This is a genomic window from Mesorhizobium sp. WSM4821 (assembly GCF_055901555.1).
In genome coordinates, this window is the sequence record NZ_CM148371.1 from 6,119,273 (window position 1) to 6,144,236 (window position 24,964).

Annotated in this window: 23 protein-coding genes and 2 pseudogenes; 6 read left to right on the forward strand and 19 right to left on the reverse strand. The window is 60.5% G+C overall.

Features of this window, described 5'->3' with window-relative positions:
• Window positions 1-10: 10 nt before the first annotated feature.
• Complete coding sequence (locus AC0NID_RS29905) at window positions 11-733, reverse strand: RES family NAD+ phosphorylase (protein ID WP_473458155.1); 723 nt, start codon at window positions 731-733, stop codon at window positions 11-13.
• On the reverse strand, window positions 730-1,143 hold the full coding sequence (locus tag AC0NID_RS29910; protein WP_473458154.1) for an MbcA/ParS/Xre antitoxin family protein: 414 nt from the start codon (window positions 1,141-1,143) through the stop codon (window positions 730-732). The genes AC0NID_RS29905 and AC0NID_RS29910 overlap by 4 nt, the downstream gene beginning before the upstream one ends.
• 143 nt (window positions 1,144-1,286) lie before the next feature.
• On the opposite strand from AC0NID_RS29910, the pseudogene AC0NID_RS29915 reads away from it, so the two are divergent.
• Window positions 1,287-1,460 (forward strand): annotated as a pseudogene (locus AC0NID_RS29915) (efflux RND transporter permease subunit); the annotation flags it as partial.
• Between the two features lie 66 nt (window positions 1,461-1,526).
• Here AC0NID_RS29915 and AC0NID_RS29920 read toward each other — a convergent pair.
• The 5 genes and pseudogenes from AC0NID_RS29920 to AC0NID_RS29940 all read right to left on the reverse strand — a co-directional run bounded on the left by AC0NID_RS29920 (window position 1,527) and on the right by AC0NID_RS29940 (window position 7,149).
• A complete protein-coding gene (locus AC0NID_RS29920) occupies window positions 1,527-3,413 on the reverse strand; it encodes an adenylate/guanylate cyclase domain-containing protein (protein ID WP_473458153.1) in 1,887 nt (628 codons plus the stop codon).
• Window positions 3,414-3,857: 444 nt separating this feature from the next.
• Window positions 3,858-4,117: pseudogene (locus tag AC0NID_RS29925) on the reverse strand (ankyrin repeat domain-containing protein); the annotation flags it as partial.
• 345 nt (window positions 4,118-4,462) lie between these two features.
• On the reverse strand, window positions 4,463-4,888 hold the full coding sequence (locus AC0NID_RS29930; RefSeq protein WP_473458152.1) for a response regulator: 426 nt from the start codon (window positions 4,886-4,888) through the stop codon (window positions 4,463-4,465).
• Window positions 4,885-6,744, reverse strand: coding sequence for a PAS domain S-box protein (locus tag AC0NID_RS29935; protein WP_473458151.1), 1,860 nt, complete (start codon window positions 6,742-6,744; stop codon window positions 4,885-4,887). Before AC0NID_RS29935 ends, AC0NID_RS29930 begins: the two co-directional genes overlap by 4 nt.
• 195 nt (window positions 6,745-6,939) lie before the next feature.
• On the reverse strand, window positions 6,940-7,149 hold the full coding sequence (locus AC0NID_RS29940) for a hypothetical protein (RefSeq protein ID WP_473458150.1): 210 nt from the start codon (window positions 7,147-7,149) through the stop codon (window positions 6,940-6,942).
• A 669-nt stretch (window positions 7,150-7,818) separates the two neighbouring features.
• On the opposite strand from AC0NID_RS29940, the gene AC0NID_RS29945 reads away from it, so the two are divergent.
• Window positions 7,819-8,127, forward strand: a complete 309-nt coding sequence (locus tag AC0NID_RS29945) for a hypothetical protein (RefSeq protein ID WP_473458149.1) — start codon at window positions 7,819-7,821, stop codon at window positions 8,125-8,127.
• Window positions 8,128-8,338: 211 nt separating this feature from the next.
• Here AC0NID_RS29945 and AC0NID_RS29950 read toward each other — a convergent pair whose 3' ends face one another.
• The 8 genes from AC0NID_RS29950 to nanR form a co-directional block, all read right to left on the reverse strand.
• Window positions 8,339-9,433, reverse strand: a complete 1,095-nt coding sequence (locus tag AC0NID_RS29950; RefSeq protein ID WP_473458148.1) for an ABC transporter ATP-binding protein — start codon at window positions 9,431-9,433, stop codon at window positions 8,339-8,341.
• 11 nt (window positions 9,434-9,444) lie between these two features.
• Window positions 9,445-10,293, reverse strand: coding sequence for a carbohydrate ABC transporter permease (locus tag AC0NID_RS29955; protein ID WP_473458147.1), 849 nt, complete (start codon window positions 10,291-10,293; stop codon window positions 9,445-9,447).
• The gene (locus AC0NID_RS29960; protein WP_473458146.1) at window positions 10,293-11,234 is read right to left on the reverse strand and encodes a carbohydrate ABC transporter permease; all 942 of its coding nucleotides are present in this window, start codon (window positions 11,232-11,234) and stop codon (window positions 10,293-10,295) included. Before AC0NID_RS29960 ends, AC0NID_RS29955 begins: the two co-directional genes overlap by 1 nt.
• 116 nt (window positions 11,235-11,350) lie before the next feature.
• Entirely contained in the window at window positions 11,351-13,006 is a 1,656-nt protein-coding gene (locus tag AC0NID_RS29965) for an extracellular solute-binding protein (RefSeq protein WP_473458145.1), read from the reverse strand.
• A 117-nt stretch (window positions 13,007-13,123) separates the two neighbouring features.
• Entirely contained in the window at window positions 13,124-14,176 is a 1,053-nt protein-coding gene (locus tag AC0NID_RS29970; protein ID WP_473458144.1) for an NAD(P)-dependent oxidoreductase, read from the reverse strand.
• Between the two features lie 13 nt (window positions 14,177-14,189).
• Window positions 14,190-14,966 (reverse strand): HpcH/HpaI aldolase family protein, encoded by a 777-nt coding sequence (locus AC0NID_RS29975; RefSeq protein ID WP_473458143.1) that lies wholly within the window; start codon window positions 14,964-14,966, stop codon window positions 14,190-14,192.
• 34 nt (window positions 14,967-15,000) lie between these two features.
• Window positions 15,001-15,312 carry a putative quinol monooxygenase gene (locus tag AC0NID_RS29980; protein ID WP_473458142.1) on the reverse strand — a complete coding sequence of 104 codons (312 nt, stop codon included), beginning with the start codon at window positions 15,310-15,312 and terminating at the stop codon, window positions 15,001-15,003.
• Window positions 15,312-16,019: a transcriptional regulator NanR gene (nanR, locus tag AC0NID_RS29985; RefSeq protein WP_473458141.1), complete on the reverse strand. Its 708-nt coding sequence runs from the start codon at window positions 16,017-16,019 to the stop codon at window positions 15,312-15,314. Before nanR ends, AC0NID_RS29980 begins: the two co-directional genes overlap by 1 nt.
• A gap of 1,027 nt (window positions 16,020-17,046) precedes the next feature.
• On the opposite strand from nanR, the gene AC0NID_RS29990 reads away from it, so the two are divergent.
• Together AC0NID_RS29990 and AC0NID_RS29995 are read left to right on the forward strand one after the other, a co-directional pair.
• A complete protein-coding gene (locus tag AC0NID_RS29990; protein ID WP_473458140.1) occupies window positions 17,047-17,637 on the forward strand; it encodes an ankyrin repeat domain-containing protein in 591 nt (196 codons plus the stop codon).
• A gap of 14 nt (window positions 17,638-17,651) precedes the next feature.
• Entirely contained in the window at window positions 17,652-18,179 is a 528-nt protein-coding gene (locus AC0NID_RS29995; protein WP_473458139.1) for a YHS domain-containing (seleno)protein, read from the forward strand.
• 11 nt (window positions 18,180-18,190) lie between these two features.
• Here AC0NID_RS29995 and AC0NID_RS30000 read toward each other — a convergent pair whose 3' ends face one another.
• Window positions 18,191-20,383: an adenylate/guanylate cyclase domain-containing protein gene (locus AC0NID_RS30000; protein ID WP_473458138.1), complete on the reverse strand. Its 2,193-nt coding sequence runs from the start codon at window positions 20,381-20,383 to the stop codon at window positions 18,191-18,193.
• 376 nt (window positions 20,384-20,759) lie between these two features.
• On the reverse strand, window positions 20,760-21,254 hold the full coding sequence (locus AC0NID_RS30005) for an EF-hand domain-containing protein (RefSeq protein WP_473458137.1): 495 nt from the start codon (window positions 21,252-21,254) through the stop codon (window positions 20,760-20,762).
• Between the two features lie 223 nt (window positions 21,255-21,477).
• On the opposite strand from AC0NID_RS30005, the gene AC0NID_RS30010 reads away from it, so the two are divergent.
• Window positions 21,478-21,573 (forward strand): hypothetical protein, encoded by a 96-nt coding sequence (locus AC0NID_RS30010; protein WP_474033485.1) that lies wholly within the window; start codon window positions 21,478-21,480, stop codon window positions 21,571-21,573.
• Between the two features lie 293 nt (window positions 21,574-21,866).
• Here AC0NID_RS30010 and AC0NID_RS30015 read toward each other — a convergent pair whose 3' ends face one another.
• Together AC0NID_RS30015 and AC0NID_RS30020 are read right to left on the reverse strand one after the other, a co-directional pair.
• Complete coding sequence (locus tag AC0NID_RS30015) at window positions 21,867-22,061, reverse strand: hypothetical protein (protein ID WP_473458135.1); 195 nt, start codon at window positions 22,059-22,061, stop codon at window positions 21,867-21,869.
• A gap of 881 nt (window positions 22,062-22,942) precedes the next feature.
• Entirely contained in the window at window positions 22,943-23,857 is a 915-nt protein-coding gene (locus AC0NID_RS30020) for a nucleotidyltransferase and HEPN domain-containing protein (RefSeq protein ID WP_473458157.1), read from the reverse strand.
• Window positions 23,858-24,193: 336 nt separating this feature from the next.
• On the opposite strand from AC0NID_RS30020, the gene AC0NID_RS30025 reads away from it, so the two are divergent.
• The gene (locus AC0NID_RS30025) at window positions 24,194-24,895 is read left to right on the forward strand and encodes a winged helix-turn-helix transcriptional regulator (protein ID WP_473458133.1); all 702 of its coding nucleotides are present in this window, start codon (window positions 24,194-24,196) and stop codon (window positions 24,893-24,895) included.
• Window positions 24,896-24,964 lie beyond the last annotated feature (69 nt).

Here is a 24,964-nt window from a genome sequence, read left to right on the forward strand (position 1 = left end):
AGCCCGTCGTTCAGGAAACATCCACGACACGGAAGACCTGCCCCGACCCTGGATCGCGCACAAGATCGACGCGCTCGCCATCCCAGTGGTAGTCGAGATGCCGGCCCTGAACGGGTGCCGAAGCACAATCCGGATAGAAAAGGCCAACGCACTCGCCGCTTGGGTGCCTGATGCTGGGATATACCACACCGTCCGAGCCAGCGTCCTTGAGGCTCTTCGCCAGCTCTTGCGATGCCTGGTAGCAGTCCGGAGCAAGGGCCGGATGGCCCTGCCGCTCAGGCCCTCTCAGGTCGTGTAGATCGGCATCAACCGAAACAACGATCTCCCGGAACTGCGACGTCCAGCCAGCTTCTTCGGCTGTCCGCGCCATGAAGCGCTCGTGGTGATGGATGGTCTCGAACAGCGCCGTCTCGAAGGCATTGCCGACGTAGAGGACGCCAAAAGTGCCGTCGGTGAAGCGGCTCGGCCTGTTGGTGCTCACATGCGTGAAGGGCGCCATCAGGTAGGACGCGCCATTGCCGCCGACCCTGCGCTCGACCGGAACGAGATCGAGATTGCCAATGCTCGCCATGACCCGCGGGTTGGTCTTCTGCTCCGCAGAGATCAGCAGCGGCCAATCGGCCGGATCCGCAATGTCCTCGAATAAATCGATCGGCGGAAAGGCGCTGCGTATGATCCTGACAGCGCCTTCCCACTCAATTCGCGAAACCGGGATCTGTTCTGGCGCCGTCACCAGCCGCCGCGCTCGGCGTCGAGGTAGCGGCGGACCCGCATGATGTCGGTAAGCTCGCCGCCGAGCATCACGTCCAAGGCGCTTGCCCCGGCAAAGGCGGAATTGCCGGTCCGGATCCACGCATATCCGCGCTGCGGCTCGGTGAAGATGATCCTGAGGGCCTTGTGGATGCCCATCAGGTTGGAGAGGCGCGCTCGGCCGTCGCGGGATATCCGCCCCGGCCCTTCGGCCTTCCAGCGGCGGAAGGACCGGACCGGCATGTCGAGCAGGGTCGCCGCCTGTTCGTCGGTCAGCTCCCATTTGCCGAAAAGATTGAGCGCGGCGCGAAACATGGCAGTCGCCTCGTCCTGGGTAACAGGATCGGCACGGAATGCCTCAGGGACGGTATCGACGCGTTCAAGTGCTGGCATGCGGAATCTCCGTATGGCAGTACATATCTCATTTTATGCCATTTGGCAATATGAGAAGAGCGCCTTGGCGGCTCCTCGGCCGGCTTGGCTTGCAAACTCGCTTCACAACTTGGCATTATGGCTGTGGCAGTTATGCTTGAGCCAAGAGCCTGCCGGCCGGTACCGAAATCATGCCTGCCTATGACCGCTCGGAACTGATTGACGCAGCGATAGAAACGCTGAAATCCACGCTGATAGAGGAAAGCCTGATCGTCGCGCTGGTGACGATCGTGTTCCTCCTGCATGCTCCGCGGGAAGCAGTGGGTCCGCTTGGCGTTAGAAGCAAGGATGTGGTCGTTAACGGGTGTCACCCGATGTCGCGCTGTTTCGGTAAACTCGCTGAACTACTTCAAGCAATCGGGAAGACGTTTTGGAAGGTTCACCTTGGCCAGCTGCTCGTCAGAGGCGCATAGCGGGAAGCCGGCCTGCGGCAACGTCGACAGGTAGCGCTCGCGCTCGACGGCGCTGACCCCAGGCGCGTTGACCATCCCCTCCACCGTCATATCCGGGTAGCTCTTGAGCGCTTCTTTCACAGAGGCTTGCGCCTCTCCTATGCGGCCGGCGCCTGCGAGCGAACCACTGCGAACTATCCACCTAATCTTGTTGTAATTGTCTGGTGTCAGGCCTTCCAGCATCTTCAGCGCGTCGTCGTATCGCCCCACCATATAGTAAGCAAAAGAAAAGGGGCCGGTGGCCCACATCGGATAGTTCGGGTCGAGCCGGATCACCCGATCGACCATTTCCGCTCCTCGTTGTGGTTCGCCGAAGGATACCGCCCAGCCGGCATAAAAGGTCAAGATTTCTGCCGAGCCGGGAGCCAGGCGCAACGCCGTGTCCAGCTCGACTTTGGCGCGCGCGAGGTCGCCGCGATCGCCGAGGCTCATGCCGAGCGCAGCGTGAGCCTCCGCGTCGCTCGGATCGAGTCGCACGGCGCGTTCGGCTGCATCGGCCGCCGCCTGCGCTCCCTTCTCGGGATTGACGCCGAAGTTCGCCAACACAGAATGAGAGTGGTAGAGTTCCACCCAGGCGCGAGCCAAACCCGGATCGAGTTGGACTGCTCGGTCAAGGAGTGCGATGGCTTCCTGAATATCCTCCTTGGTGAACTGCTCAAGCTTCTCGGTACCAAGCAGATATAGCTCGTAGGCGTTCAGGTTTTCTGGCGACTTGCGTTTGGCTGCTGCCCGCCCAGCTTCCTGGATCAGCCCGGCGCCGCCGCCGAGCCGGTTGGTGACCTGTTCGGATATCTCGGTCTGGACGGCGAACACATCCTCGGTAGGCCGGTCCCACCGCTCCGACCACAGATGGTTGCCGGATTGCGCATCGATCAATTGCGCGGTGATCCGGACGCGCCCGCCCTGGCGCTGGATCGAACCTTCAAGCACGTAGCCGACATGGAGCGCTTTGGCGACCTCTCGGGCATCCACGGGCTTGCCTTTGTAGACTTCCGTTGAATTGCGCGCCACAACCTCCAATTCCGGGAAGCGCGCAAGGTCGGTTATGATGTCTTCCGTGAGGCCATTGGCCAGCCGTCCGGTAGCCTCGTCGCCGCCATAATTGTCAAATGGCAGCACCGCCACCGACGGCCTTGCACTTACCGATGCCGCCGGCCAGAATTGCCAAGCTGCTCCGGCAGCAAGCAGCAGGGTCATGGCCACCGCCATCCCCGCTATCGCCCAACGCGGCGGAAACCGCACTGAGCGACGGCGGATGCCCTGTTTTTCTAGTGTGATGCGGAAAACCTGTACCGGTTCATCGATATTCTTGACCTTCTTTTCACCCATAGGTTCGAAGCCGAAGGCGAGCTTCTTCTCAACCTCCTTCGCCACCTTCCCCGAGACACATATGCCACCTGGTTCCGCCAATTGTTCGAGGCGAGCGGCAATATTGACCCCGTCGCCATAGCGGTCGTCACCGTCAATTATCACTTCGCCGAGATTGATTCCCATCCTGACCAAGATCTGCTCGGCCTCGGACAGCGAAGCATTGCGCTCGGCCAGGCCACGTTGCAACGACACGGCACATTCCACGGCATCGACCACGCTGGCGAACTCAGCCAGCATTCCATCCCCCATGAGCTTGAAAATGCGACCGTGGTGCCGCGCAATCTCCGGTTCGAAAAGCTCCGTGCGACCGGCTTTCAGTCGTGCAAAGGTGCCCGCTTCATCGCGCTCCATTTGAGCGGAATAGCCAACCACATCGGCCGCCAGAATGGCGGCAAGCTTGCGGTCCATGTCTCCGACCCTGCCTTCGGCTGAATAGTACCCGGCATCTGTCGAAGCGTAAAGGAGACCTAAATTGCATTGGGTGAGGGGGTATCCTAGCCAGGCCGACGCTAGTGTCCGGATCGAGTTCGCCAACCATCCGATAATTGCGATCCTAATTTCCATGCCGGTGAATTTTGCCAATGTTCGCCACAGCACAACCGCGGCAGTCAGCATCGTCAATTAGAACGTCGGCTTTTAGTCTTACTGAGTCAGAAAGTCGCGGATGCGGGGGGATTCGCGCTGGTCGCGGATTTGTTAGGGTGCTGCTTCGTGATCAGGGAAGCGCCCGCCATGCCCGACTGGACAGCCGAGAGTGAAGCAGCATTCGACGCCTATATGGATGCTTTGATCGGGGTGATCGGAACGCCGACCGAGCTGAGCCGCTGAAGGATTATTGCCTGGGACTCCTGACTTGCAGAACGCGCGGGTAATCGGCATGTAGCAATGACTCTCAGCCCGGTTCACATCCGCACCTTGCGCAATGAGGAATTCTGCCAGTTCGACATGGTTTTCCTGGCCCCGCTATCATCAGGGGGTGTGACCCCAGACTTGTTAGCCGATTCTCCGAGCACTGCCCCCTGTTCGAGCAACGGCTTGGCGATCGGCAGGCTTCCAGAAAAGGCAGCCGCGGGAGGGGGGGTAAACCCACCGGAATTGCGCGCCATGACGTCGTACAAGTTCGGCTGGAGGACTGTGGTCGGCTAAATGGCACTCCAGTGCGAGCCCGCAAAGGAATGTCCGCTTCCGATTACGCCACGAATGACGGGATGAGGCGTATTCTGTTGAAAAACTCCCCTAAGAACATTGCGGCGCGGAGCGGGACAATTGGCAGAGCACGAATCAATCTCTCGGTTTCGACCGTTGCGATGACCAGAAATGTCAGGGGCACGAGATTCTCCCTATTCCTGGAAAAGCACCGGCTAACCACCCCGCAGGCCGCGCGCATCATTGGGACCAAAGGGCAGTCGGAGCGAGGCCGACATCGCGGCATTGCGTCCAAAGGAAAGGCTAGCAGCTTAAAGTCGCGGGTGACCTGCTTCCTGGCATTCCTTGCGGTTGCCATCAGGTTCGATCCTGCCCGGCTCTTCGGAGAGTGCCAATTGCAACGAATGGTCCAACTTTTCCTTAGAATACGGTTTGGCGACTATCGTTGATCCGCGCGCGAACTCTGCCGCACCCTCTCCGTATCCGGTGGCGCACACAATCGGAATGCCCCGCAGCCTCAGAGCGTCGGCAACGCGGTCGCTCCGCTCACCGCGTATATTTACGTCCAAGACAGCCGCGTCGATTTCGTGGCTTGCTATCATCGCAATCGCATCGTCGATCGAGGTGGCGGGACCGATAACAATTGCCCCGAGCTCAATCAGAAAATCCTCGGCCAGCATAGCTACCAGGGATTCGTCTTCAACGATGAGCACGCGCCTGCCCGACAGTGTTGTCATTGGATGAGCTTTCCCTCTGGCAGGGGAGCATCGATCCTGCAGACGAGGCCCCGAGGTCGAAATTCCATCGCGACCTCGGCGTCGAGATCTGCTGCCAAGCCACGCTCAATAAGGCGGGAGCCGAAGCCTCGCCTGGTGGGAGACGAAACTGGGGGACCACCGAGTTCGCGCCAAACCAGCTTAAGCCTTGGCTTGGGTCTGTCGGTGCGACACCACTCGACAGAAATCTTGCCGGCGTCGTTTGAAAGGGCTCCGTACTTCACTGCGTTCGTTAGCAATTCATGGAGGGCAAGCGCTAGGGAAAGAGCTTGGTTGGGCTGCAATAAAATTGCAGGTCCAGTTGTCGAAACCCGGTTCGCGAACGTGCCTCGTATCTGAAGACTGTTGAAAACAAGTTGGTCCAGCGATGCATGTTTCCAACTGGTCTGGGTCAGAATGTTGTGCGCCGCTGCAAGGGCCATGAGGCGGCCTTCAAACGCAGCATGAGCATCGGTGGCCTGCGTTCCCCTGAATGTCTGATGAGCAATACCCTGGACTACCGCCAACGTGTTCTTCACACGATGGTTGAGCTCAGCCATCAGCAGTTCTCGTTGTGTCTCTGACCGCTTCCGCTCGCTGATATCGACGACGGAGGCGAGCGCCATCAATCCTTCGCTCGTCCGAATTGGGCTGAGCCCAATCTCAACCGGCACCTCACTTCCATCCTTGCGTCGCGCATAAAGATCCCTCCCGGCACCCATTGGTCGAGCCAGAGGGCGACTGCCGTAGGTCCGGCGAAAAACCGGATGCGAGCTGCTGTAGCGATCGGGGACCAGCATCTCCATGCCTTGGCCGATCATCTCCTCCCGCCCATAGCCGAACAGGGCTTCGGCGTGAAGATTGACCAGAACAATGCGTCCATCTCCGTCCGTCATCACCATGCCACTGGGAGCCGCCTCTACGGCCGATCGAAACCGCTCCTCGCTTAGACGCAGGTCCATCTCTGCCTGATCACGCTCCGTAACGTCGACATTTACTCCGATCAATCCGCGAAATATGCCATTTGCAGAGAAGTGGGGGCGGGCATCTGTGAGCAGCACGCGATACTCCCCCTTAGAATTAGCATAGCGACCCTGGACCGAAACGGCTGATTGTGTTGCCAACGCTTCCATCATCCGTGCGCCAACCTCCGCGGCATCTTCAGGATGCATGGTCGTGTGCCAATTGAAAGTTGGGACGTCATCGACCTCGACGCCCCAGAACTCCCGAAGCATGCTGTTGAGATTTGCGCATTTCCCCAAAGCGTCGCAGGTCCAGATCATCACCGGAGCGTGTTCCGACATAAGGCGAAATTGTTGCTCGGACGCTCGCAATTCTTCTTCGGCAAGTCTCCGGGCTTCTTCCGCTCGCATTCGCTCGAGATAGAACCCGATCTGTCTCGCAATTGTCGTAGCAAGGTCGATCTCGTGGCTGGCAAAAGAATGCCTCTGTTCGTGGTAGGTCATGAATTTACCCACCACTTCGCCTTGGACCGTCAGTGGAATAAACGCCAAACCAACGATGCCTTCGCTGACAACCATATCTTTGACGGAGGCAGGTTCCTCCGCCTCAGCGATGTCCGACACAAAGATTGCCTTGGGATTGCGTTGCCCCACAACCCAAGGCGAGTGCCCGTCAAGTGCCTTTCTGTAACATTCGGATAAGCCGCGCCAAGCTACGAAGCGCATCACCCCTGCACTATCGAAGAGCAGCATGGAAGCCCGTTGGCACCCCAAACCGTCCCGGATGGCATCCAGCCCGGCTTCAAATGCTTCGTAGCTGGACTTTGCCCGATACAGTCGGTCTGTCAGCACGTAAAGGGCGCTCAGTTCGTCCAAACGTGCTGCGAGCTTTTCGCGCCCCCCGCTTAGCTGCAACGCGACCCTCCCCGTGTCGAATTTTGATTAGCGGAACCTGACATAACGGTCAAAGCGCAACTTTGTTCCAACAACTTGGCACGGCGTGGTGGACGGCCAAGCGGCGGGCTAATTTACCCGTCGCTTCCGAGTTTAGTCTTCCCGTTGGTGCTGGCGTCAGAAGCGTCGCGCGATGACGGGGTTCATAGGAAGCTCGCCCAAGGACGAGCAAAGAGGACGCGCGCTCTGGATGCCGTGCGGCAGCATCCGCCAGCCTTCGGTATGCGTGAAGTAGCCATAGGGCCCGTTGCAGGCGGCAAGGATCGGCACTTCGGGGTGGTCAATGAGATTTTGCCCGACGCCGGGTAGGGTCGGCCACCACAGCAATACCCTGTGTCCTGAGCTCGTCCGCAGCGCCGATGCCCGAAAGCATCAGCAGCTTCGGCGTCACTAGTACCCCTGCCCAGAGCATTTGACAGGTTCGATGGGTTGTAACCTGGGCAGGCTATCGGGTTCGACGAGCAGTTCAATACTGCGCGCGAGGCCCGGTTGCCTGCGGATCAAATCCAGCGCGCTCGAGGGTGAGCACCATCTGCTGGACGGAAGGCGCGGTAACGCCGAGGAAGCGCAACAGCTCCCACACCCGTCAGCGATGAGTGTCAGAAAGTTCACGTGAACTGAATGGCTCCTTTACCAACTGGATCCCGAAAGCTGCCGATCTGCTTGCGGTCGACGGGTTATGTGGCGCGACACCTGGTCGAAGGCACGAAGAAACGAAACATGACCCGGCGCAGCTCGATCTACTCGACTGGGCAGCGAGCGTCCGATAGCCAAGATCATCAGCGCCATCCCGGATCGGCGAACGGATGAGGGACCGAACAACTCGCCGCACATCGTGCGGATGCGGAGGCGGGCATGAGCGTAGCAGCCTTACTGATGCAGCGTGAGCCGACCCATAGGCGCGTTTGCATCGGCCAACCTAGCCAGAGACGCTGCGACGAAGACGAATGAGAAGCCCGCCCTTCACATATTGCTGAGCGGTCTGAGGCGCCAACCGTGGCAACATGGGGCAGTGGCGAACCGGAAGGTTTTGGCCAGCCAGATGGTTCAACCCGTGCGAACTCCGTCAGCGCTGGTGGGATCGATCTTCGTCAACCGCTCCCTGGCCTCGATTACGCGCCGTCGCGCAGCCCGTATCCTGCTGCACAGCGCGATATTGATCCCGACGCCGCGGTCTTCATCCAGCATTTCATTCGCACGTTTAAGGGAAAGCTCCGCTCGGTTGAGCCGCTGTCGGGCTATCGCCAGTTCCAGATCCAAAAATTCCATTATCCTGCATCCATTGCAGTCCCTTCAATGGGGTAAACCGCTCGTAGTGGCCGTTGGTTCCGGCTGGCGCGAGCGTCCGACCCAAGCGGCCATCGCCAAGAGGCGGCACAAGGCAATATCGACACAGTCTGATCCTGTCCTGGTCAGCGCTGGGCGGCGCGGAAAGCCCGGGCAGCCGCGCCCTCCCCTTCCACCTCATTCCGACGATTCGACAGCTGCAAGCCGGCCACAAGCGAACGCTGCCTGGTCAAATCGCTCGCTCGGTCTTGGCATCAAAAACGGAGGCCCGGTTCATGTTGATGTCGATCGGCAGCCTCTCGCCGGGACGGCTGACGTCGTGCGCCTGCAGTTCCGCCATCACCGGCGCGCCGGCAAGGCGGAAGGTTGCATAGCTGCGCGAGCCGGTCGGCTGCAGCAGATCGATCGTCGCGTCGTAGCGAAATGTGCCCGGCGCAGGTGCTGCTGCGTGCGCGCGCGTCAGATGTTCCGGCCGCAGTCCGAGCAGCACCGGCTGTCCGTCGGTGACGCCATTGAGGGTCCGGCCGGGTGCGACCGGAAGCAGCACATCGGCGAGCCGGATGGCGGCAGCGCTGCCGTCCAACGTCAGCGTGCCCGGCAGGAAGCTCATGCGCGGTGAACCGAGAAAACCAGCGACGAAGGTCGAGGCTGGGCGCTCGAACAGGTCGAGCGGCGCGCCCTGCTGCTCGATCAGCCCGTCGCGCATCAGCACGATACGGTCAGCCAGCGTCATCGCCTCGATCTGGTCATGCGTGACATAGATCATCGTGGTGGCGATATGCTGGTGAAGGCGCTTGATCTCGCCGCGCATCTCGTCACGAAGCTGCGCGTCGAGATTGGACAGCGGCTCGTCGAACAGGAAGATGCGGGGATTGCGGACTATGGCGCGGCCGATGGCGACGCGCTGGCGCTGTCCGCCGGATAATTGACGCGGAAAGCGCCCGAGCAGCGGGGTGATGCCAAGCATGCGCGCCGCCTCGGCCACGCGTGCCTCCACCTCTGGCTTCGGCATCTTGCGAGCCTTGAGCCCGAAGCCGATGTTCTTCGCCACGCTCATGTGCGGGTAGAGGGCATAGTCTTGAAACACCATCGCCACATCGCGGTCGCGTGGGCGGAAATCGTTGACCACTTCGCCGCCAATCTCGATCGTGCCTTCCGAACTCTCCTCCAGCCCGGCGATCGTCCGCAGCAGCGTACTCTTGCCACAGCCGGACGGGCCGACCAGCACGGTGAACTCGCCATCGCGAATGTCGAGGTCTATGCCGCGCACGGCGTGGAAGGCGCCGTAGCGCTTGTGCAAGCCGGTGATCCTGACTTCGGCCATGCCGACCCTTTCTATCCGCGAACGGCGCCGAGCGTCAGCCCGCGCACGAGATGTCGTTGAGCAAGGACTCCCAGTGCGATCGACGGCACCAGGGAGACGATGGCAAGGGCTGCCGCCTCGCCATATTGCGCGCCCTGGAAACCGATGAAGGCGCGGAATACCGTTGGCAGCGTGAAAGCAGTGCGGCTGGTCAGGATCAGCGCGAAGAAGAACTCGGTCCAGCAGGCGATGAAGGCGAAGACGGCCGCCGCGACGATGCCGGGGGCAGCAAGCGGGACAGCGACGCGCCAGAATGCCTCCCAGCGCGTGCAGCCGTCGACGAGGGCCGCCTCCTCCATCGATTTCGGCATGCCGCGGAAATAGGCGAACATCATCCATACCGATACCGGCAGGGTGAACACCGTATAGGCGATGATCAGGCCGATATGCGTGTCGTAGAGGCCGACGCCGCGATAGATCAGGAATACCGGCAGCACGATGCCGATGGGTGGCAGGAAGCGTTGCGACAGCACCCAGAAGGACAGATGCTGGCCGCCGGTGTTGTAGCGCGCCAGGCTGTAGGCCATCAGCGTGCCGAACAAGGCGGAGAGCACCGTTGCCGACAGTGAGATGATCAGGCTGTTGATCAGCCCGTCGAGGCCGCGATAGGCGAACAACGCGGCTTCGTAGTGGACAAGCGTCGGCGCAGTGGGGAACCAGACCGGTGGCACGGTGAGATAGTCGTCGCTCGGCTTGATTGACGTGTTGAACATCCAGTAGAGCGGCCACAGCACGAACAGCAGGAAGAAGCCCAGCAGCAGGATGCGGCCGACGGGTATCGACCGGCGTTTCGGGCGGCGCACTGGCGCGACAGCGGCCATCAGACCGGCTCCGCCTTCAACAGCCGCCGCACCAGCAGCGTCACCACGAGCGCGGTGAAGATCAGGAACAGCCAGCTTCCTGCAGTCGCCTGCGACAGATGGAACTGGGTGAAGCCGACCGTGTAGAGATAGTAGGACGCCGTGTAGGTCCGCGTGCCCGGCCCGCCGCCGGTCATGATGAAAATAGTGTCGAACATGCGGATGGCGTCGAGCAGCCGAAAGGTCAGCGCCAGCAGCATCATCGGCGCGAGATGCGGCAGGGTTATCGCCCAGAATGCCTGCCAGGCGCTGACGCCGTCGAGTTCCGCCGCCTCATAGAGGTTCGGCGGAATGGCGGTCAGCCCGGCGAGCAGGATGACGAACATGAATGGCGTCCACTGCCAGACATCGGCGATGATCAGCGAGGCATAGAGCCATGGCGCTTCGGTCATCCAGCCGATCGTCACCTCCTGCCCCAACAATTGCGTCAAGATGTAGTTGGTCGGCCCGAAAGGCCGCTGCAGCAGCAGCGTCCAGGCCTGGCCGACGATGACCGGGCTGATGAACAGCGGCACGATCAGGATCGACATGATCACGCCGCGGCCCGGAAAGCTGCGCACCATGGTCAGCGCCACCAGAAGGCCGAGCACGAATTCGATGGCGACGCTGACCCCCGACAGCCACGCCGTCAGCAACAGCGACCAACGCGCGACGGGATCGAACACCACCCGCTCGAAATTCTTCAATCCGACAAAGGCGTGGCCCGGCACCTGGAAATCGTAGTTGATGAAGGACACGACCAGCGAGAACAGCAGCGGATAGATCGACAGCGCCAGGATCAGCAGCACGGCTGGCGCGACCAGCAGCCACTTGAAGTGGCGATCCGCCCATTGTGCGAAGCCCGACAGCCGGGGCGGAGCGCCGGCTGCTTTCATGCGACTGATGGTGGCGGTATCCTGCATCGACTGTTCCGAATCCGCCTGGCGGTTGGGTTGCGACAAGGTGTTGCGGGCCAAGCGCCCGCAACACCGATTTTGATCAAGAGAACCGGCCGGCGTCCCCGACGCAGGCCGGCACCTCACAGGGTGACCGCCATGCCCAGCTTCTCCACCGTATTGTCGGCGGTGGCGCCCGGCAGTTTCAGGAACTCGGTGTAGAATGCCTTCTGCGAATCCACGCCGAGCCGGTCGGTGGTCTCGTTCCATTCGGCCGCCGCCGTTTCCAGCGACGCCTTTGGATCTGCACCGGCCCACACAGCGGTGCACATGCGGTCGATGCTCAGGAAATAGTCCTGCGCGCCGGGCATGATCGGATCGAGGAGGCCGACATTGGCCGAGTTGTTGAGGTTGCTGAGATACTCCTTGGCGCTCGGGAACAGCGCGCCGTAGAGCTCGGACTTGAAGTGGGAGATGCGGTAAGGATCGCGAAGCGCATAGGGCAGCATGCAGCGCGCAAGCGAGACGGGCGGCGAGCATACCCACTGCATGAACAGGTAGGCCGCTTCGGGGTTGGCCGAATCTGCCGACAGCGCCTTGTTATAGCCGGTCGCATGTTCAGGATTGCCGGGCACGACCGCGTAGCCGACCTTGCCGGCGATCTGTGATTGCGGGATGAAGTTGATTGCAGTCGCCGACTGCGAATAGTTCGCGGCCATCCGGCCTGACGGCGGCCAGGAGTAGATCATCGCCACCTTTCCGGTGAGGAACGCCGCCCACAGCGAGACGGCGTCGAGCTCGTTGTTGCCGGGGATCGATGCCGCATTGGCGGCAATCATGTTTTGCAGGGTCTTGACGCCGGCATCCGAAACCAGGCCGGCTTTCATGTCGTCGCCGAACAGTTTCCCGCCGTTGGCGCGATACTGCTGCAGGAAATCGAACTGGTTTCCCGGGCTGCCGGCTTTTCGAAAATGGCCCGCGCCATAAACGTTGGGCGCCATCTGGTCAGTGATGAACTGGGCGATCTGGGCATACTCCTCCCAGGTCTTCGGCGGCGCAAGCTTGGCGTTGAACTTGGCCTGGTATGCCTCCACCATCTTCGGATCCTCGAAGATGTCCTTGCGATAGTAGAGAGCGAACATGTCGCCGTCGTCGAAGAAGCCCCAGACCTTGCCCTTATAGGTCGGCAGCGCCTTGTAGAGCGGATGATAATCCTCGAGATCGGCCAAGTTCATGTATTTGGCGATGTAGTCGTCCAGCGGCGCGATGACGCCGCCATCAGCGAGCGACGGCGTCCAGGCCGGCGAGATGTCGAGGACGTCATAGGCGCCTGAGCCGGCGATGTGCTCGGCCACCGCCTTGGAGTACTGGTCCGGGTTCGACAGTTCGACCACATTCGACTTCATGCCCGTAAGCTGCTCCCACATCGGCCCACTGAAATTGCGCGGGTCGAGCGCCTGCAGGCCTGCCTCGTAAGTCATGTTGAGCGTGACGCCGGAATGCGCCTTGGCCGCCTCGACGGCGCGGAAGGCGGAGCCGTCCGCCGGTCCTTCCATCGATGCCTTCATGGCCGCGGCCTGAGCCTGGCCGAGCGGCGAAGCGGCATCCGCGAGTTCGAGCTTCTGCTGCGCCAGCGCCCAATCCGTCATCATGCCGAGGATCGGCCCGGACGCCGCCAGCATGCCGGTCATCTGGCCGAAGCGGGTTATGAAGGTTCGGCGGGTGGTCTCGCCGCGCATGAAGGCGTCGACCTCGGCTTCGAGGCCTGCCTGAAAGTCACGTTTTTCATGATCGTTCATAGTGGATGGTCCTCCCATTTTTCCGTTTGCGTCACTCGTCCGCGGGCGCGGCGGTCGAGCATTCCTCCCGTGAAGCCGCCGCGAAGGGCCGCGGCGACGCGCCGAATTCTCGTACTCCTATGTTCCGAAGCGGGCGGCGAAACCGGTCAACCGATTCATCCATGCCTCCGTCGAAAGCACCTCGCGATTGACCACGCCGCGCGGTTCGCGGCCGTGCTGCACCTCGATCACCGCCTTGACATCGGCGGCACCGTTGCCGGCAAAGCACTGGTCGGTCCAGCAGAGCGCATGCGGCGCCAGGATAACGTTGTCGAGCTTGAGGATCGGGTCGTCGGCATCCGGCGGCTCCTGCTCCAGCACGTCGAGCCCCGCGCCGGCGATGCGGCGCTCCTGCAGCACTTTCGTCAGCGCCTTCTGGTCGACGATCGGGCCGCGCGCGGTGTTGATCAGGTAAGCCGTCGGCTTCATCATCGCGAGCCGCTCGGCATTGACGATGTGGTGGGTCTGAGGCGTCAGCGGGCAGCTTACCGACAGCACGTCGGCGCGGCGGAACAGATCCTCCAGACCGACCAGTTCGATGCCGAGTTCAGCAGCGACCGTCCTGTCGGCGAATGGATCATGGGCGATGAAATTCATGTCGAAGGGCTTTGCCATGCGAAAGACCTCGGCGCCGATGTTGCCGACGCCGAGCGACCCCAGCGTGCGCCCGACCAGGCCCAAGCCCATATGCTGCGAACGCTTGTCGAACCCATGAGCGCCCTTGCGGGTCAGTGCGTCCTTCGTGAGCAGCTTGCCGGTCAGTGCCAACATGAAAGTGATGACGGACACGGCAACGGGCCGCCGCACGCCGTCGGGCGTGATGACGAGCGCGATGCCGGCGGCGGTGCAGGCCTCGACGTTGACGGTATCGTAGCCGACCCCGAAACGGGCGACGACGGCCAGGCGGCCGCTCTTGGGGACACTCATCGCATCGAAGCGATGGGCAAGCAGGATCAGCGCATCGAAATCCTCAAGCTGCTCGGCACGCAGCGGATTGTTCGGCTCCAGGAACGCCATTTCGACGCCGGGCGCGTTGCGCAGCGGCTCGAGGTCGAAGTCGGGATAGGTCGGCGAGCCATCCGGCTTGCGGAAATCACCGGACAGCGCGACCCTGAACATTGTGTTGGCCATGGTTTCCTCCGCCTCACTCGCAGCCGGCCCGGATCTTGGACACCGCGTCGGCCATTGCGTCGTGCAGGACCCAGACATCACCCGAATAGCAAATGAAATCGAAGCCTTGCGCGTAGAAGTCGTGCCCCTGCTGCACGTTGGGCACCAGCCGTCCGAGCGATTTGTTGTGCTTCTTGGCGGCCGCGACGATCCTGTCCATCGCATCGGTAAAGGTGGGATGGGCAAAATCGCCGGGAACGCCGAGGGAGACCGACAGATCGAAATGTCCGACCCAAAGACAATCGACCCCGTCCAGTCCCGCGATGCCGTCGATGTTCTTGACGCCGTCGGCCGTCTCGATCAGGCAGATGAACGCCGAGCGCTGGTTGGCCGCTTCGAATTTGTCTTTAACCGAACCCGGACGGTAGCGGTCATGCGCGATCTGCAACGCCACGCCGCGAGCGCCGGCGGGATGGTATTTCATGGAATTGATGATGTGCTGCGCCTGTTCGACGGTGCTCACCATCGGCGCGATCAGGCCTTCAGCGCCCATGTCCATGGCGCGGGCGAGGAAATGGTAGTCCTGCGACGGCACACGCACCATCACCGGCAGGTCGGCAGCCTCGAAATAGCGGATCGCGCTCTTCACCGTCTCCAGGCTGAAGCCGGAATGCTCCATATCGAAGAAGACGAAGTCGCAGCCGGCGGACTTCAGAATGTGCCCGATTCCCGGCGTCGCGAACTCGGCGACGAGCGTGCCGAGCTTGACCCGCCGGTGAGCAGCTAACGCCTTGAGACCTGGTTGCGACATGCACTTCCTCCCTTCGCCCCGAAGGGCAATTCGATCATCCTTTGTTCGTAGCCTCGAGAACGAGATCGCAGATCGTCACCAATTTGGCGTCGACGAGCGGCGCGCTCTGCGTGTTGAAGTCATCGAAATGAACCGTGCGGCAGTGTTCGTCGAAGGCGGCCTCGCTATCGTAAATTTCGTAAAGCACGATCCGGTCCGGTTCGCCGCGCGCCTCCGTCACGTCGAAGCGGCGGCAGCCGGCCTCGTTGCGCACCGAAGCGACCGCATTGGCGTCGATCAGCTTCCGGAAGCTGTCTCGGGCGCCCGGCTTGAGGCGGAAATCGACCCAGACAACGAAGCTGGTCATCATTTGGGCCTCGCGATTTCCAGATAGCGCCTGGACACGTATTCCAGATGCCTGCGCATGGCCGCCTCGGCTTCGTCCGGATCGCGCGCCGCGATCGCCTCGAAGATTTCGCTATGGGCCTCGTAAGCCTTGCGGTCTTCACCTTTGGCCAAAGTCGTCCGCCGCTGTTCGAGCAGCCATTCGGCCAATGCCGCGTGGATGGCTGTGAAGATTCGATTGCGGGTGATCACCGCCAGCACGTAGTGGAAGTCGACGTCCGTGCGCTCAAAGCGCGCGAGGTCGCCGATCGACTGCCGGTTTATCTCGAGAGCCTCCTTGAGGCTGGCAATGTCCTCGTGCGTGGCATTGACGGCGGCGTTGCGGGCAAGCCCGACCTCGAAAAACAGACGGGCGCTCTGGAAGTCGTGAACCCCGCCCGGGGCCGAAATCATATGCCGTGCCGGCCCTGAGAGGGCGTCGATCACGAATCGGGGTGTGGGACGGGTGACGCGGGCACGCTCGCCAGACCTCACCTCGACAAGACCCATCTTGCTCAGATGCAGAAGCGCCTCGCGGATCGAGGGGCGCCCGACCCCGAACTGCCGCATGAGCTCCCGTTCCGACGGGAGTCGGTCGGCTTCGGCCAACTCTCCGGTGCGGATCAGCCGCTCGAGGTGTTCCACGACCTCGTCGGAAAGCTTCCGCTGTTTGATTTGAACTCCAATCACGTGGCATACCTTTTATACCAGTTCCCCACGCTATTGCCGTTCGTGTCCCTGAGTCAAACACAACCTCCACGCAGCCAATTCGGCAAGTCGGACGACAAGCTGCCCGCGTTCCTCGAATCCCTCTGATTATGCCGACACCTGTGAGCCGAAGGCGACCACTCCCGGTTCCACAGATCAGATCCCGGCAGAATCCGAATAACGGCGGTTATGCATGAGCTTATCGGCGAAAGCTCAGGTCAAGATCGACCATCATTTCGGCAATGCCGCGCCCGCTGGTGGAATGCGCCTTGCTTCATCGCCGAGGCAGCAGAGACCATTGGAGGCTGTCGAGGCCTTCTGTGCCCCTTCGTGATAAAGTCGGTTCGAACATGGTCGCGACCTCTCCGACTTGCGGCCGGGGGCGCCAACGTTTCAGTGGCTATTTCGCGATATTCTGACGGGATCGATAAGAGGACGCCCGCGTTTAGCACTATGGATTCAACCGACTCCAGACCTGATCGTCGTCTCAACCACCGGAAGCGTGTGCTGAAGGAAGCCTCCATACTTGCGGGCGTTCAGAAAGCGGAAAGCTGTCTGGTTTGCAATCAACATGAGAGAGGCGCCGAGTTGCGGGTCGCTGCCAATGCGTTGATACCAGATCGGTTTTTGCTGTTTGTCCCCGCGGACGGAGTCGCCTATCAAGCGGTAGTGCGATGGAGAAAGAAGGAGCGACTTGGCGTCCAATTCTATGGCACGGCGCCTAAGCCCAAGCTTGGTTGATGTGGTTAAGACTGACGGATGAACTTGTTCTCCCCATCCGTCTGCCACAGGTCCTGATGGGCAGCATAAGAAGCTTGAGACGACGGTTTGGCCCGTTCTGATTCGCGGGTTGGCCACCGCACTTTGCAACGCGCGGTCTCAGCAACCCGTCTAATGCGGGAGCCATCACAGAGGGCATTCCTTGCTGACTCGCACCGGAGCGCCATTTCGCCGAGCACAGTCCTCCTGCCGAACTTGTACGCCATCCCTGCGCGTGCTATCAGGAGGGATGCGTGGGCTGTTGACACTTTGTGTGTTGGCGTTTGTCGCGACGCCGGCAGACGCAGGTGATTTTCTGTTCGACGCCATCGCCGCCGGCAACAAGGCCGCCGTCGAGCAAGCATTGGCTGGCGGTGCCGACGTCGACAGCCGGGCGCGCGATCAAGGTACCCCCCTCATTGCTGCTGCTCTCGACGATCAGTTTGCCATTGCGGAATTCCTGCTGAGCAAGGGCGCCGACGTCATGGCGCGCAATTCCGGTGGGTTTACCCCCCTCCACGCGGCTGCCTTTTCTGGAAGCCTCCCGATCGCCAGGCTGTTGCTCGAACAGGGGGCGGTGCTCGAAGACTCGGCTAACAAGTCTGGGGTCACACCCTTGGTGGTAGCGGGTGAGGAAAACCATGTCGAACTGGCAGAATTCCTCATTGCGCAAGGTGCGGATGTGAACCGTGCCGAGGCTCATGGCTACTGGCCGACCACGCGCGCGTTCTGGAAGGGCAATACCGAAATCATAAAACTATTCAAACGGCACGGCGCCACGTGCCAGGCGAAAGTCCTTGGCGAAGCGAACGCTGCGAAGTGCGCAGCAATCCACGATTGATAAGGAGAGCGCAGATGGCCATGACAATCATGACGAACCTGGTTCGCTGTTCAGTGTCGGCAGCGGCATTTGCGGCCGCGGCGGTTGCCGGCACAGGATCGGCTTTCGCCAACGACACTGTGAATACCGGCTATTTCGGCGGCGTCGCGATCATGGGCTACGATACGGTGGCTTATTTCACGGACGGCAAGGCCGTAAAGGGTTCCGAAGAATTTTCCCATGAGTGGCTTGGCACACCTTGGCATTTCGCCAGCAAGGAACACCAGGACATGTTCATGAGCGAACCTGCCAAATACGCTCCTCAATACGGTGGTTACTGCGCGGGCGAGGTCGCACTCAATGAATCCGTCACCGTCAATGTCGATCCGGAAGCGTTCAAGATCATCGATGGCAAGCTCTACCTGATCTACGACGAAGGCAACGCGGCCGCCTTTGCGGACAATGCCGACGATCTTGTTCCGAAGGGCGATGCTAAATGGCCGGTCGTCGAAGCGAAGTTGGCAGTCGATGAGCCGGATTGGAACTTGGTCAATAATCCCTGAGGCTTGCGAGCTTAGTCCACCACGAAGTGAAACACCTTACCTGAATTGACGTAGGAATAACCCTCGCCGGAAGGGTCGCTGCGTTTGTAAACGGGACCACACTCGGGGCGTCCAAACGAATTCTCGCTCTGTTCACATAAGACGTCATGATCGACGTAGACTCTTAGCGTGAGCATTCGCGTCATCGTGCGGAAGCCCGCTGTGCCATCCTGTTCTATATGCATAATGGCCGGAACCCCGTCGGGTTCGAGGTTGCCTTTCAAGGTCTTGCCGACAACTAGAGATGCGATTTCGGGGCCGTTCAGCCGGTCCTGTTCGTCGGCGGTGAAGTTGAAAGGCCACTCGGGCAAGCCTGCTTGGCGCATGGCGTCGATGATCAGAGCTAAATCCTCAGCGCCGCGCAAATTGGCATAAAAATGTCGCCACGCAGCTAAGGACCGCCGCCGAGCAGGGGATTCGGACGTCGAAGTCACTCGGAGGCCCTCGGCGATTGCCGCTTTTGCATCCTGCAAACGGCCGGCGCGAGCGTATGCCGCTGCGAGCAGAATCCGAAAACCACCATCCGCCGGCGCATCGTCGCGGGTACGCTCGAGAGTCTCGATGGCCCTCGCGGTGTCGCCTTGCAGGAGAAAGACGAGACCAGCGATTTCCCGGTCCATGGGAGGGAGATTGGGATCGAGCTTCAATGCCGTCTCGACGGCATTGGCCGCCTCGGCGTGATTGCCAGCGAACAACTGCACGTATCCGAGGGCTATATGAGACCCAGCGTCTCCCGGGCCGATTGCGACCGCCCGCTTCCCCGAGGCGATCGCTTCGTCGTAATGGCGATCGATGGCCTGCATGATGCCCAGAAGGGCATAGGGCGATGAAAGGTCCGGATCGAGTTCCAATGCCTTGCCTGCCTTTTCATAAGCTCTCTTTCTCGCAAGCGCGCTCTGGCTGATGTCATCGAAGCCAGCCCGCCAAACATAGACACTCGTGCGTGCGTCGGCCGCAAAAGCTTCCGCGAATGCGGTGTCGACTTCCTCCGCCTTTTCATAGAGCGCAAGTGCTCTCTTCAGACCTGAGCCTCCACCGGAGCGAGCCGCCTGCTCGGCGCGCAGGTAGTAATCGTAGGCTTCTAGATTGGAAGTCGGCGGGCGTGCCATTCGCTCGCTCTCGGCTGCCGAAGCTTGAACGCCGAGCGCCTTGGCGATTTCCCGGCTCATCTCGTCCTGGACGGCAAACACGTCCGCGATGCCGCGATCGAACCGATTAGCCCATAGATTGTCGCCAGTGGCGATATCGATGAGCTGCGCGTTGAGGCGGATTTGATCGCCGGTGCGCCTGACGCTTCCGTCAACGACAAAGCGCACGCCAAGGTCACGCCCGACATCGGCCAGAACGAGGGGTTTTCCTTTGTAGGCGAAGACGGAGTTGCGGGCGATCACATCGAGGCCGGAAAGCATTGCCAGGTCGGTGATCAAGTCCTCGGTGATGCCGTCGGCAAAATAGTCCTGGCTTGGATCGCCGCTCAGGTTTGTAAATGGCAATACCGCAATGGATGGTTTGCCGAGCGCGGAGGGCTTTTGCCATTGCCATGCAAAAACGCCTGCAAGCATCACGATGAGCAGCGCTGCTACTCCTGCGAAAATCATGGTCCAGGAGCCCGGCCGGTGTGGCGCCGCCAGGATCTTCCCCGCTTCTCCGGGATCGAGCAGAACCCGATAGGCGCGAACCGGATCGGCGATATTCTTGAGGCGCTGCTCTCCGAGGTCGGCAAAGCCGACATCCACCTTGTGCACCGCGTGATCGAACGCCGTGCCGGAGATGCAAATTCCGCCGGGCTCTGCGATCTCCTGAAGACGGGCGGCGATGTTCACCCCGGCGCCGTAGATATCGTCACCCTCAACAATGATATCACCGAGATTGACACCAATGCGAAACCGGATTTGCCGGGCTTCGGCGGTGCCCTTGTTGCGGTCGGCCATCCGGCGCTGGATGACAGCAGCACACTGGACGGCATCGACGACGCTAGCGAACTCGACGAGCGCGCCGTCGCCCATAAGCTTGATCATGCGGCCGTGATGGATCTTGATTTCGGGGTCGATCAGTTCGCGACGGCAGCTCTTCAGTCCCTCGAGCGTGCCTACTTCGTCCTCGCCCATGAGGCGGCTGTAGCCAACCACGTCGGCAGCAAGTATTGCCGTAAGCCGTCGCTCCATGCGTGCCGTGCGCCTTCCCTGGTCGGTCGAAGCGGCTTTGCCTCCAGCCTATTATACTCCCGCTTCAGATGCGAGTGCGAGCGACCGTCCTCTGGAGGACGACGCGGTTAACTCGGAAGTGCAGATTTGCTGCCCAGCGAATTCATAGACACGAAGCTTGGTCTCGGGTCCAATTTCGGCCGATCACCCTGCCCCACGCAGGAGCATGCCGAACCGTGGCGTTTAGAAGGCCCAATCGTGCTCGCATAGCAGTCGTCAAATGGCAGCTTTGCGGAGCGGTCCAGTCACTGCGAGGAACTGCTTCGCCTGCAAAGAAAATGGCTCCCGTACTCATTCCCAAACCGGAACAATGGCACGTTCCGACGCGCAAAGGGGCTTATTCACCCGTTTCGTCGGCACTTCCGTGGATGAAGGATCGGATTTCCTCGATGTCGAGGCTGTCATCGCCATTTTCGTCGACGGCGTTGAATATCCGCCCGATGAAATCCTGAAGCTCGGTCTGAGTAAGTGCACCGTCGCCGTCGGCGTCCACTATGGCAAACATCATTCTCATGCGTGCGCTATGCATCATCCCGCCTCCCATTCGCCGCCCGTCCCGCGGTCCCTTTCGGAAGTCGCGATGCCAACGCTCGCCACCTCGCCATTCTGCGCGCCGGCCGCGACGCTCCTGCATTCTCTCCTCCAGCATCTCGCTCATCATCTGGCGCATCATTGCGCGCATGGAGTCTTCGGTCTGTCGGCTCACTCCTGGCGATGGCTCTGGGCCATGATCCTGTGCAGGTGCCGCGGGCGCAGACGACTGGGCCAGTGCTGGCGAGGCCAGCATAGCCAACGCTGCGGCAAATGCTGTGGTCTTGCCTGCTAATGTCATTGTGTTCTCCTTTGGCGAATGGGGTTGACCGAACCTGTCGGCATTCCATCCAAACCCGCCGCTCCCCGCATGGTTCCTGACGCGTCGGTAAGTGATCGCTGGGTGTTGATGTCGATCGAGACAAAACCGGGCAGTCACCTGCGCTCGCCCGGCGAAACGCATGGCGGAGAAAGTTCTAAGCCGACGAAGCGGCCCCCAATGGCGTCACGCCGTCGAACCCTGCATGGAGGGATTGCTGGGCAGAGTGCCGCCGGTAGTAGCCCGCGATGCCTTCGAAGCCGCTGCCAAGGAAGAAGGCATGTTTCTGCCCTCCGAGTGAGATCGCCAGCCTGAACAAGATCCAGAGCAAAGCAATCTCGCCACCAATCACCTACAACATCTGTCGCGTGGGCCAGGTGGCAGTCGGCACCGAACTGACCCAAGGCAAATTGGCGCAGCTACGGCAATGGCTGCCACCCACAGCCCCCTTGGCCCTTGGTTCCGCTGCGCAGCGGTCTTTGCCCGACGACCATGCGTGATTGACGCGCGACAGCCGCTACGAGCGCGGCCCCCGGGTGCCAATGCACCGCCGAGCACTCCGGCCTCGAAGACGCCGCCGTTCTCATCCAACATCTACGAGGTTTCGCCGTCCGTTCCTTGCTCTCGCTGATCAAGTGTCTCAAGCAACTCAGCAAAAGACGACGGCAGCTTTGGGTCGACTTTCAGACGCAGCAATTTGCGTAACTGCTTGCGGTTGGCTTCCCTGCTGATCAGCCGCCGCAAGGCTTCGGACTCCTGCCCCGCTTTTTGGAATGTGGGCACAACCAAGTATCCCTTCAGGCTCGTACCAGCCCTCAAGGTCGAAACCCGCTCGCGAGGGAATGGTTCCCTCACGACATCGACTTGAGCCGTCCGAATTAGAAACTACCACAGCCGCAAGTTTGCGTTCATCGATACCAGCTTATACTGTTTTGCGAGCGCTGCGACCTGGCTTAGACTAAGACTAGTCGGCTCTGCCGATAGCCAGGCAGGCAGGGCGCTGGTTGGTGAGCGGGGCCCAGAAGTGGCGTCGGCATGCTCATCACGCGCAAACCGGACTCTGGAGAGTGTGAGATACAAAAGCTGGCGGGAATGCCGGCACGCCAGGATTTACCGCAGCTGCTGCTTTCTGCGGGGCAGAGCTGCGCAAGACGTGTTCAGCACAGGACAGACCGGCCTGTGGGTCTTGGAAGCCAGCGCCTCCGCGCGGGCGGCGCCGGTATGATCACTGCCGCATTGAGGTTTTCAAGAACGCGGTCACTCCTTCTTGTTCAACGAGGTCGGCCGGAAGTGACTCTCGAAGACCCGAAACCAGAACCGATAATCGGCCTTGCGACCGTCACAGCGCGCCGAAAGAGCACACCAAGCGGCAGCGAGCGCGGCCTTGTTGTGCTCAAGTGCTGCCGCAGTGGCGAGGGCGCTTGCCTTCCCATGAGCGGCCGAAAGTTTTGCTCTGTCGCGTTTGTGCATGACGATGTTCCTGCGTGAATGTCCGACGCAGAGTTTGGGATGGCCGGACGTTCAAACTCCAATCGAGCCACGATCGAGGCAATCCGCCTCGAGTTTTCGCGTCGTCCCTGGCATCCACACCGCCTTCATTCAACAAACTCGATAGATTCCTCCTCTTCTGGTCCAAGGTCAAATCGGCGGCCCGTTCAAAGCCGCAGTTTTCACGCAGCCGGAACTTGCTGGGCAAGCATTTCCAGATGTTCGCGGCAGATCGTCTCGACCAGGTCATGCAGGATCGCGGCTCGCTCGCCGAGCCACTCCAGCGCTTCAACGCTGATCTGATAGTGCTCGGAATACCGAGCCTTCACATAGGCCTCGTTCAGCGTGTTGAACCAGGCACGAAAGCGCTGCTGGTCACGCGGCCAGGCTTCGGTCAGCCGCCGGTCACGCTCCTCAGCCAAGGTGCGAAGAAAGTTCAGGTTGTGTGACGGCGGGCTATAGCTTGTAAGGGTCAGCAGCAATGCTGAATAGGCATGCTCGACCGCTTGATGCAGCAGAAATGCAGCCTCATTGTTCCGTCCCTTTCCCAAGGCATATTTAGAGGTGTCTAGTAGACCAGCGGCCCCGGGGAAGCGATTCTGAAAATGTTCATGCGCCAACCTCAGCGCATCCGCGGGGCTTTGCGGTTTGGGTTCCGGCAGCGGTTCATCGTCGAGTTCGTAAAGCACGATGCCCTGGCGCCGAATTTCGGAGAAGAAATATTGCCCCTGCCTGAGCGCAGTGTTCACTTCCCGGCGAGAGTGCACGATCAAGCCGACCTGGGTGGACACACCGCGATCGCGTAACAGCCGATCACTGGCCTTGTACCAGTAGGTTGCAAAGTCGGTGAGCTTGCGATTGTTGACGATGACGAGGATGTCGAAATCCGAGCGGTAGCCCTTCATCGTGTGAGGTTCATCGACCCAGTCGCCGCGTGCATAGGACCCAAACAGGATGGCTTTGAGGACCCTGCCCTTTTTCTTGAACTCGGCCGAACTGCCCTTGAGCGCATCCTCGAGTTCTTCGAGCAGAATCTCGACGACGCGGACAAGTTCGCGCTGCTTGTTCGGTGGCAGGTGGTCGAGGCTGGTTTTCATCATCCGATAATGCGTGGTCCGCGATCTGGGCGAAAGGGTTAGATGATGCCGGTTGCGAAATCTATGCCCACTGCCGCTTTGCATTCTACCTTCGATCAACTGTCACAACTCCGCTTGTCACAGACAGCTGCAAGGATTATGTTGCAACATAATCACAACGTCAAACAGCATGTTGTGGCAGGATGTGAAAAAGAATCGCCTGATGAAACCGTTGTGTTCGTTGTAGTAGCTTCTCCTAATATCTTAAGATGCGATTCCTCTGAATTTGTTGCAACATCATTTTAGGCGTTAGGAACGTAAGCTCGAAACGCTCCGTCAACTGTGGGTCCGATCGGGATGAGACCTTGTATTCTCGTTTGCTCCTCCGATGCCAGCTACTACCTGCTTATCAGCTACATCCTCGAGATTGAGGGTTTTGCTTGTCTTCCGGCCGGCGCCTGCGTGAAGGCGCTGGAACTGTTGCCGCAATGCCCCTTCACGGCTGTGCTGCTCGATTGCAGCGATTCATCTTGTAAGCCCGACGCCATCGACCGCCTGTGCCAAGCGAGCAAGGAACGGTCAGTTCCGCTCGTTGCGGTCCTTCCTTCGCGAAACGAAGCGCTGTATTTTGAGCTTCTGAAGGCCGGCGTCGATCATATCTTGGTCTCGCCGCATTCTCCCTCGCAGATCGTTCGCGCGCTGCGCGCTCTGGCGGGCGTTGGCGAACAGATTGCGAGCCTCGCGAACATTGGCGAGACGGGGCTTTCGTGGGGAAAGCTCGAACTGTTCCTCCAACGGCATCGCGTGCGGTACGATGGTAAGGGTATCGTTCTGGGGCCAATACAGTTCAGGCTTCTTGCTACAATGATGGTCGATCCTGGGCGAATCTTCAGCCGGGAGGAGCTCATCCGGCAGGCGTGGCCACCCAACATTCACGTAGAACCGCGCACTGTTGACGTCCATATGGGCCGTCTGCGCGAAGCTTTGAGGAAGGCGGCCGGCCGCGATCTCATTCGCACGGTCCGTTCGGCGGGATATGGACTGGATGGCTCAAGTTGAGCAGGCGAATGGCCAAAACGCATGTCTGTGTCCGTGATAAGGCTCATCGTCAAACATTGTCACAAAATT

Coding starts and splice junctions, on each gene's coding strand:
- AC0NID_RS29910 (WP_473458154.1), bottom strand. CDS start 1,143: ATGCCAGCACTTGAACGCGTCGATACCGTCCCTGAGGCATTCCGTGCC.
- AC0NID_RS29920 (WP_473458153.1), bottom strand. CDS start 3,413: ATGGACCGCAAGCTTGCCGCCATTCTGGCGGCCGATGTGGTTGGCTAT.
- AC0NID_RS29930 (WP_473458152.1), bottom strand. CDS start 4,888: ATGACAACACTGTCGGGCAGGCGCGTGCTCATCGTTGAAGACGAATCC.
- AC0NID_RS29950 (WP_473458148.1), bottom strand. CDS start 9,433: ATGGCCGAAGTCAGGATCACCGGCTTGCACAAGCGCTACGGCGCCTTC.
- AC0NID_RS29955 (WP_473458147.1), bottom strand. CDS start 10,293: ATGGCCGCTGTCGCGCCAGTGCGCCGCCCGAAACGCCGGTCGATACCC.
- AC0NID_RS29960 (WP_473458146.1), bottom strand. CDS start 11,234: ATGCAGGATACCGCCACCATCAGTCGCATGAAAGCAGCCGGCGCTCCG.
- AC0NID_RS29965 (WP_473458145.1), bottom strand. CDS start 13,006: ATGAACGATCATGAAAAACGTGACTTTCAGGCAGGCCTCGAAGCCGAG.
- AC0NID_RS29970 (WP_473458144.1), bottom strand. CDS start 14,176: ATGGCCAACACAATGTTCAGGGTCGCGCTGTCCGGTGATTTCCGCAAG.
- AC0NID_RS29975 (WP_473458143.1), bottom strand. CDS start 14,966: ATGTCGCAACCAGGTCTCAAGGCGTTAGCTGCTCACCGGCGGGTCAAG.
- AC0NID_RS29980 (WP_473458142.1), bottom strand. CDS start 15,312: ATGACCAGCTTCGTTGTCTGGGTCGATTTCCGCCTCAAGCCGGGCGCC.
- AC0NID_RS29990 (WP_473458140.1), top strand. CDS start 17,047: ATGCGTGGGCTGTTGACACTTTGTGTGTTGGCGTTTGTCGCGACGCCG.
- AC0NID_RS29995 (WP_473458139.1), top strand. CDS start 17,652: ATGGCCATGACAATCATGACGAACCTGGTTCGCTGTTCAGTGTCGGCA.
- AC0NID_RS30000 (WP_473458138.1), bottom strand. CDS start 20,383: ATGGAGCGACGGCTTACGGCAATACTTGCTGCCGACGTGGTTGGCTAC.
- AC0NID_RS30005 (WP_473458137.1), bottom strand. CDS start 21,254: ATGACATTAGCAGGCAAGACCACAGCATTTGCCGCAGCGTTGGCTATG.
- AC0NID_RS30010 (WP_474033485.1), top strand. CDS start 21,478: ATGGAGGGATTGCTGGGCAGAGTGCCGCCGGTAGTAGCCCGCGATGCC.
- AC0NID_RS30020 (WP_473458157.1), bottom strand. CDS start 23,857: ATGAAAACCAGCCTCGACCACCTGCCACCGAACAAGCAGCGCGAACTT.
- AC0NID_RS30025 (WP_473458133.1), top strand. CDS start 24,194: ATGAGACCTTGTATTCTCGTTTGCTCCTCCGATGCCAGCTACTACCTG.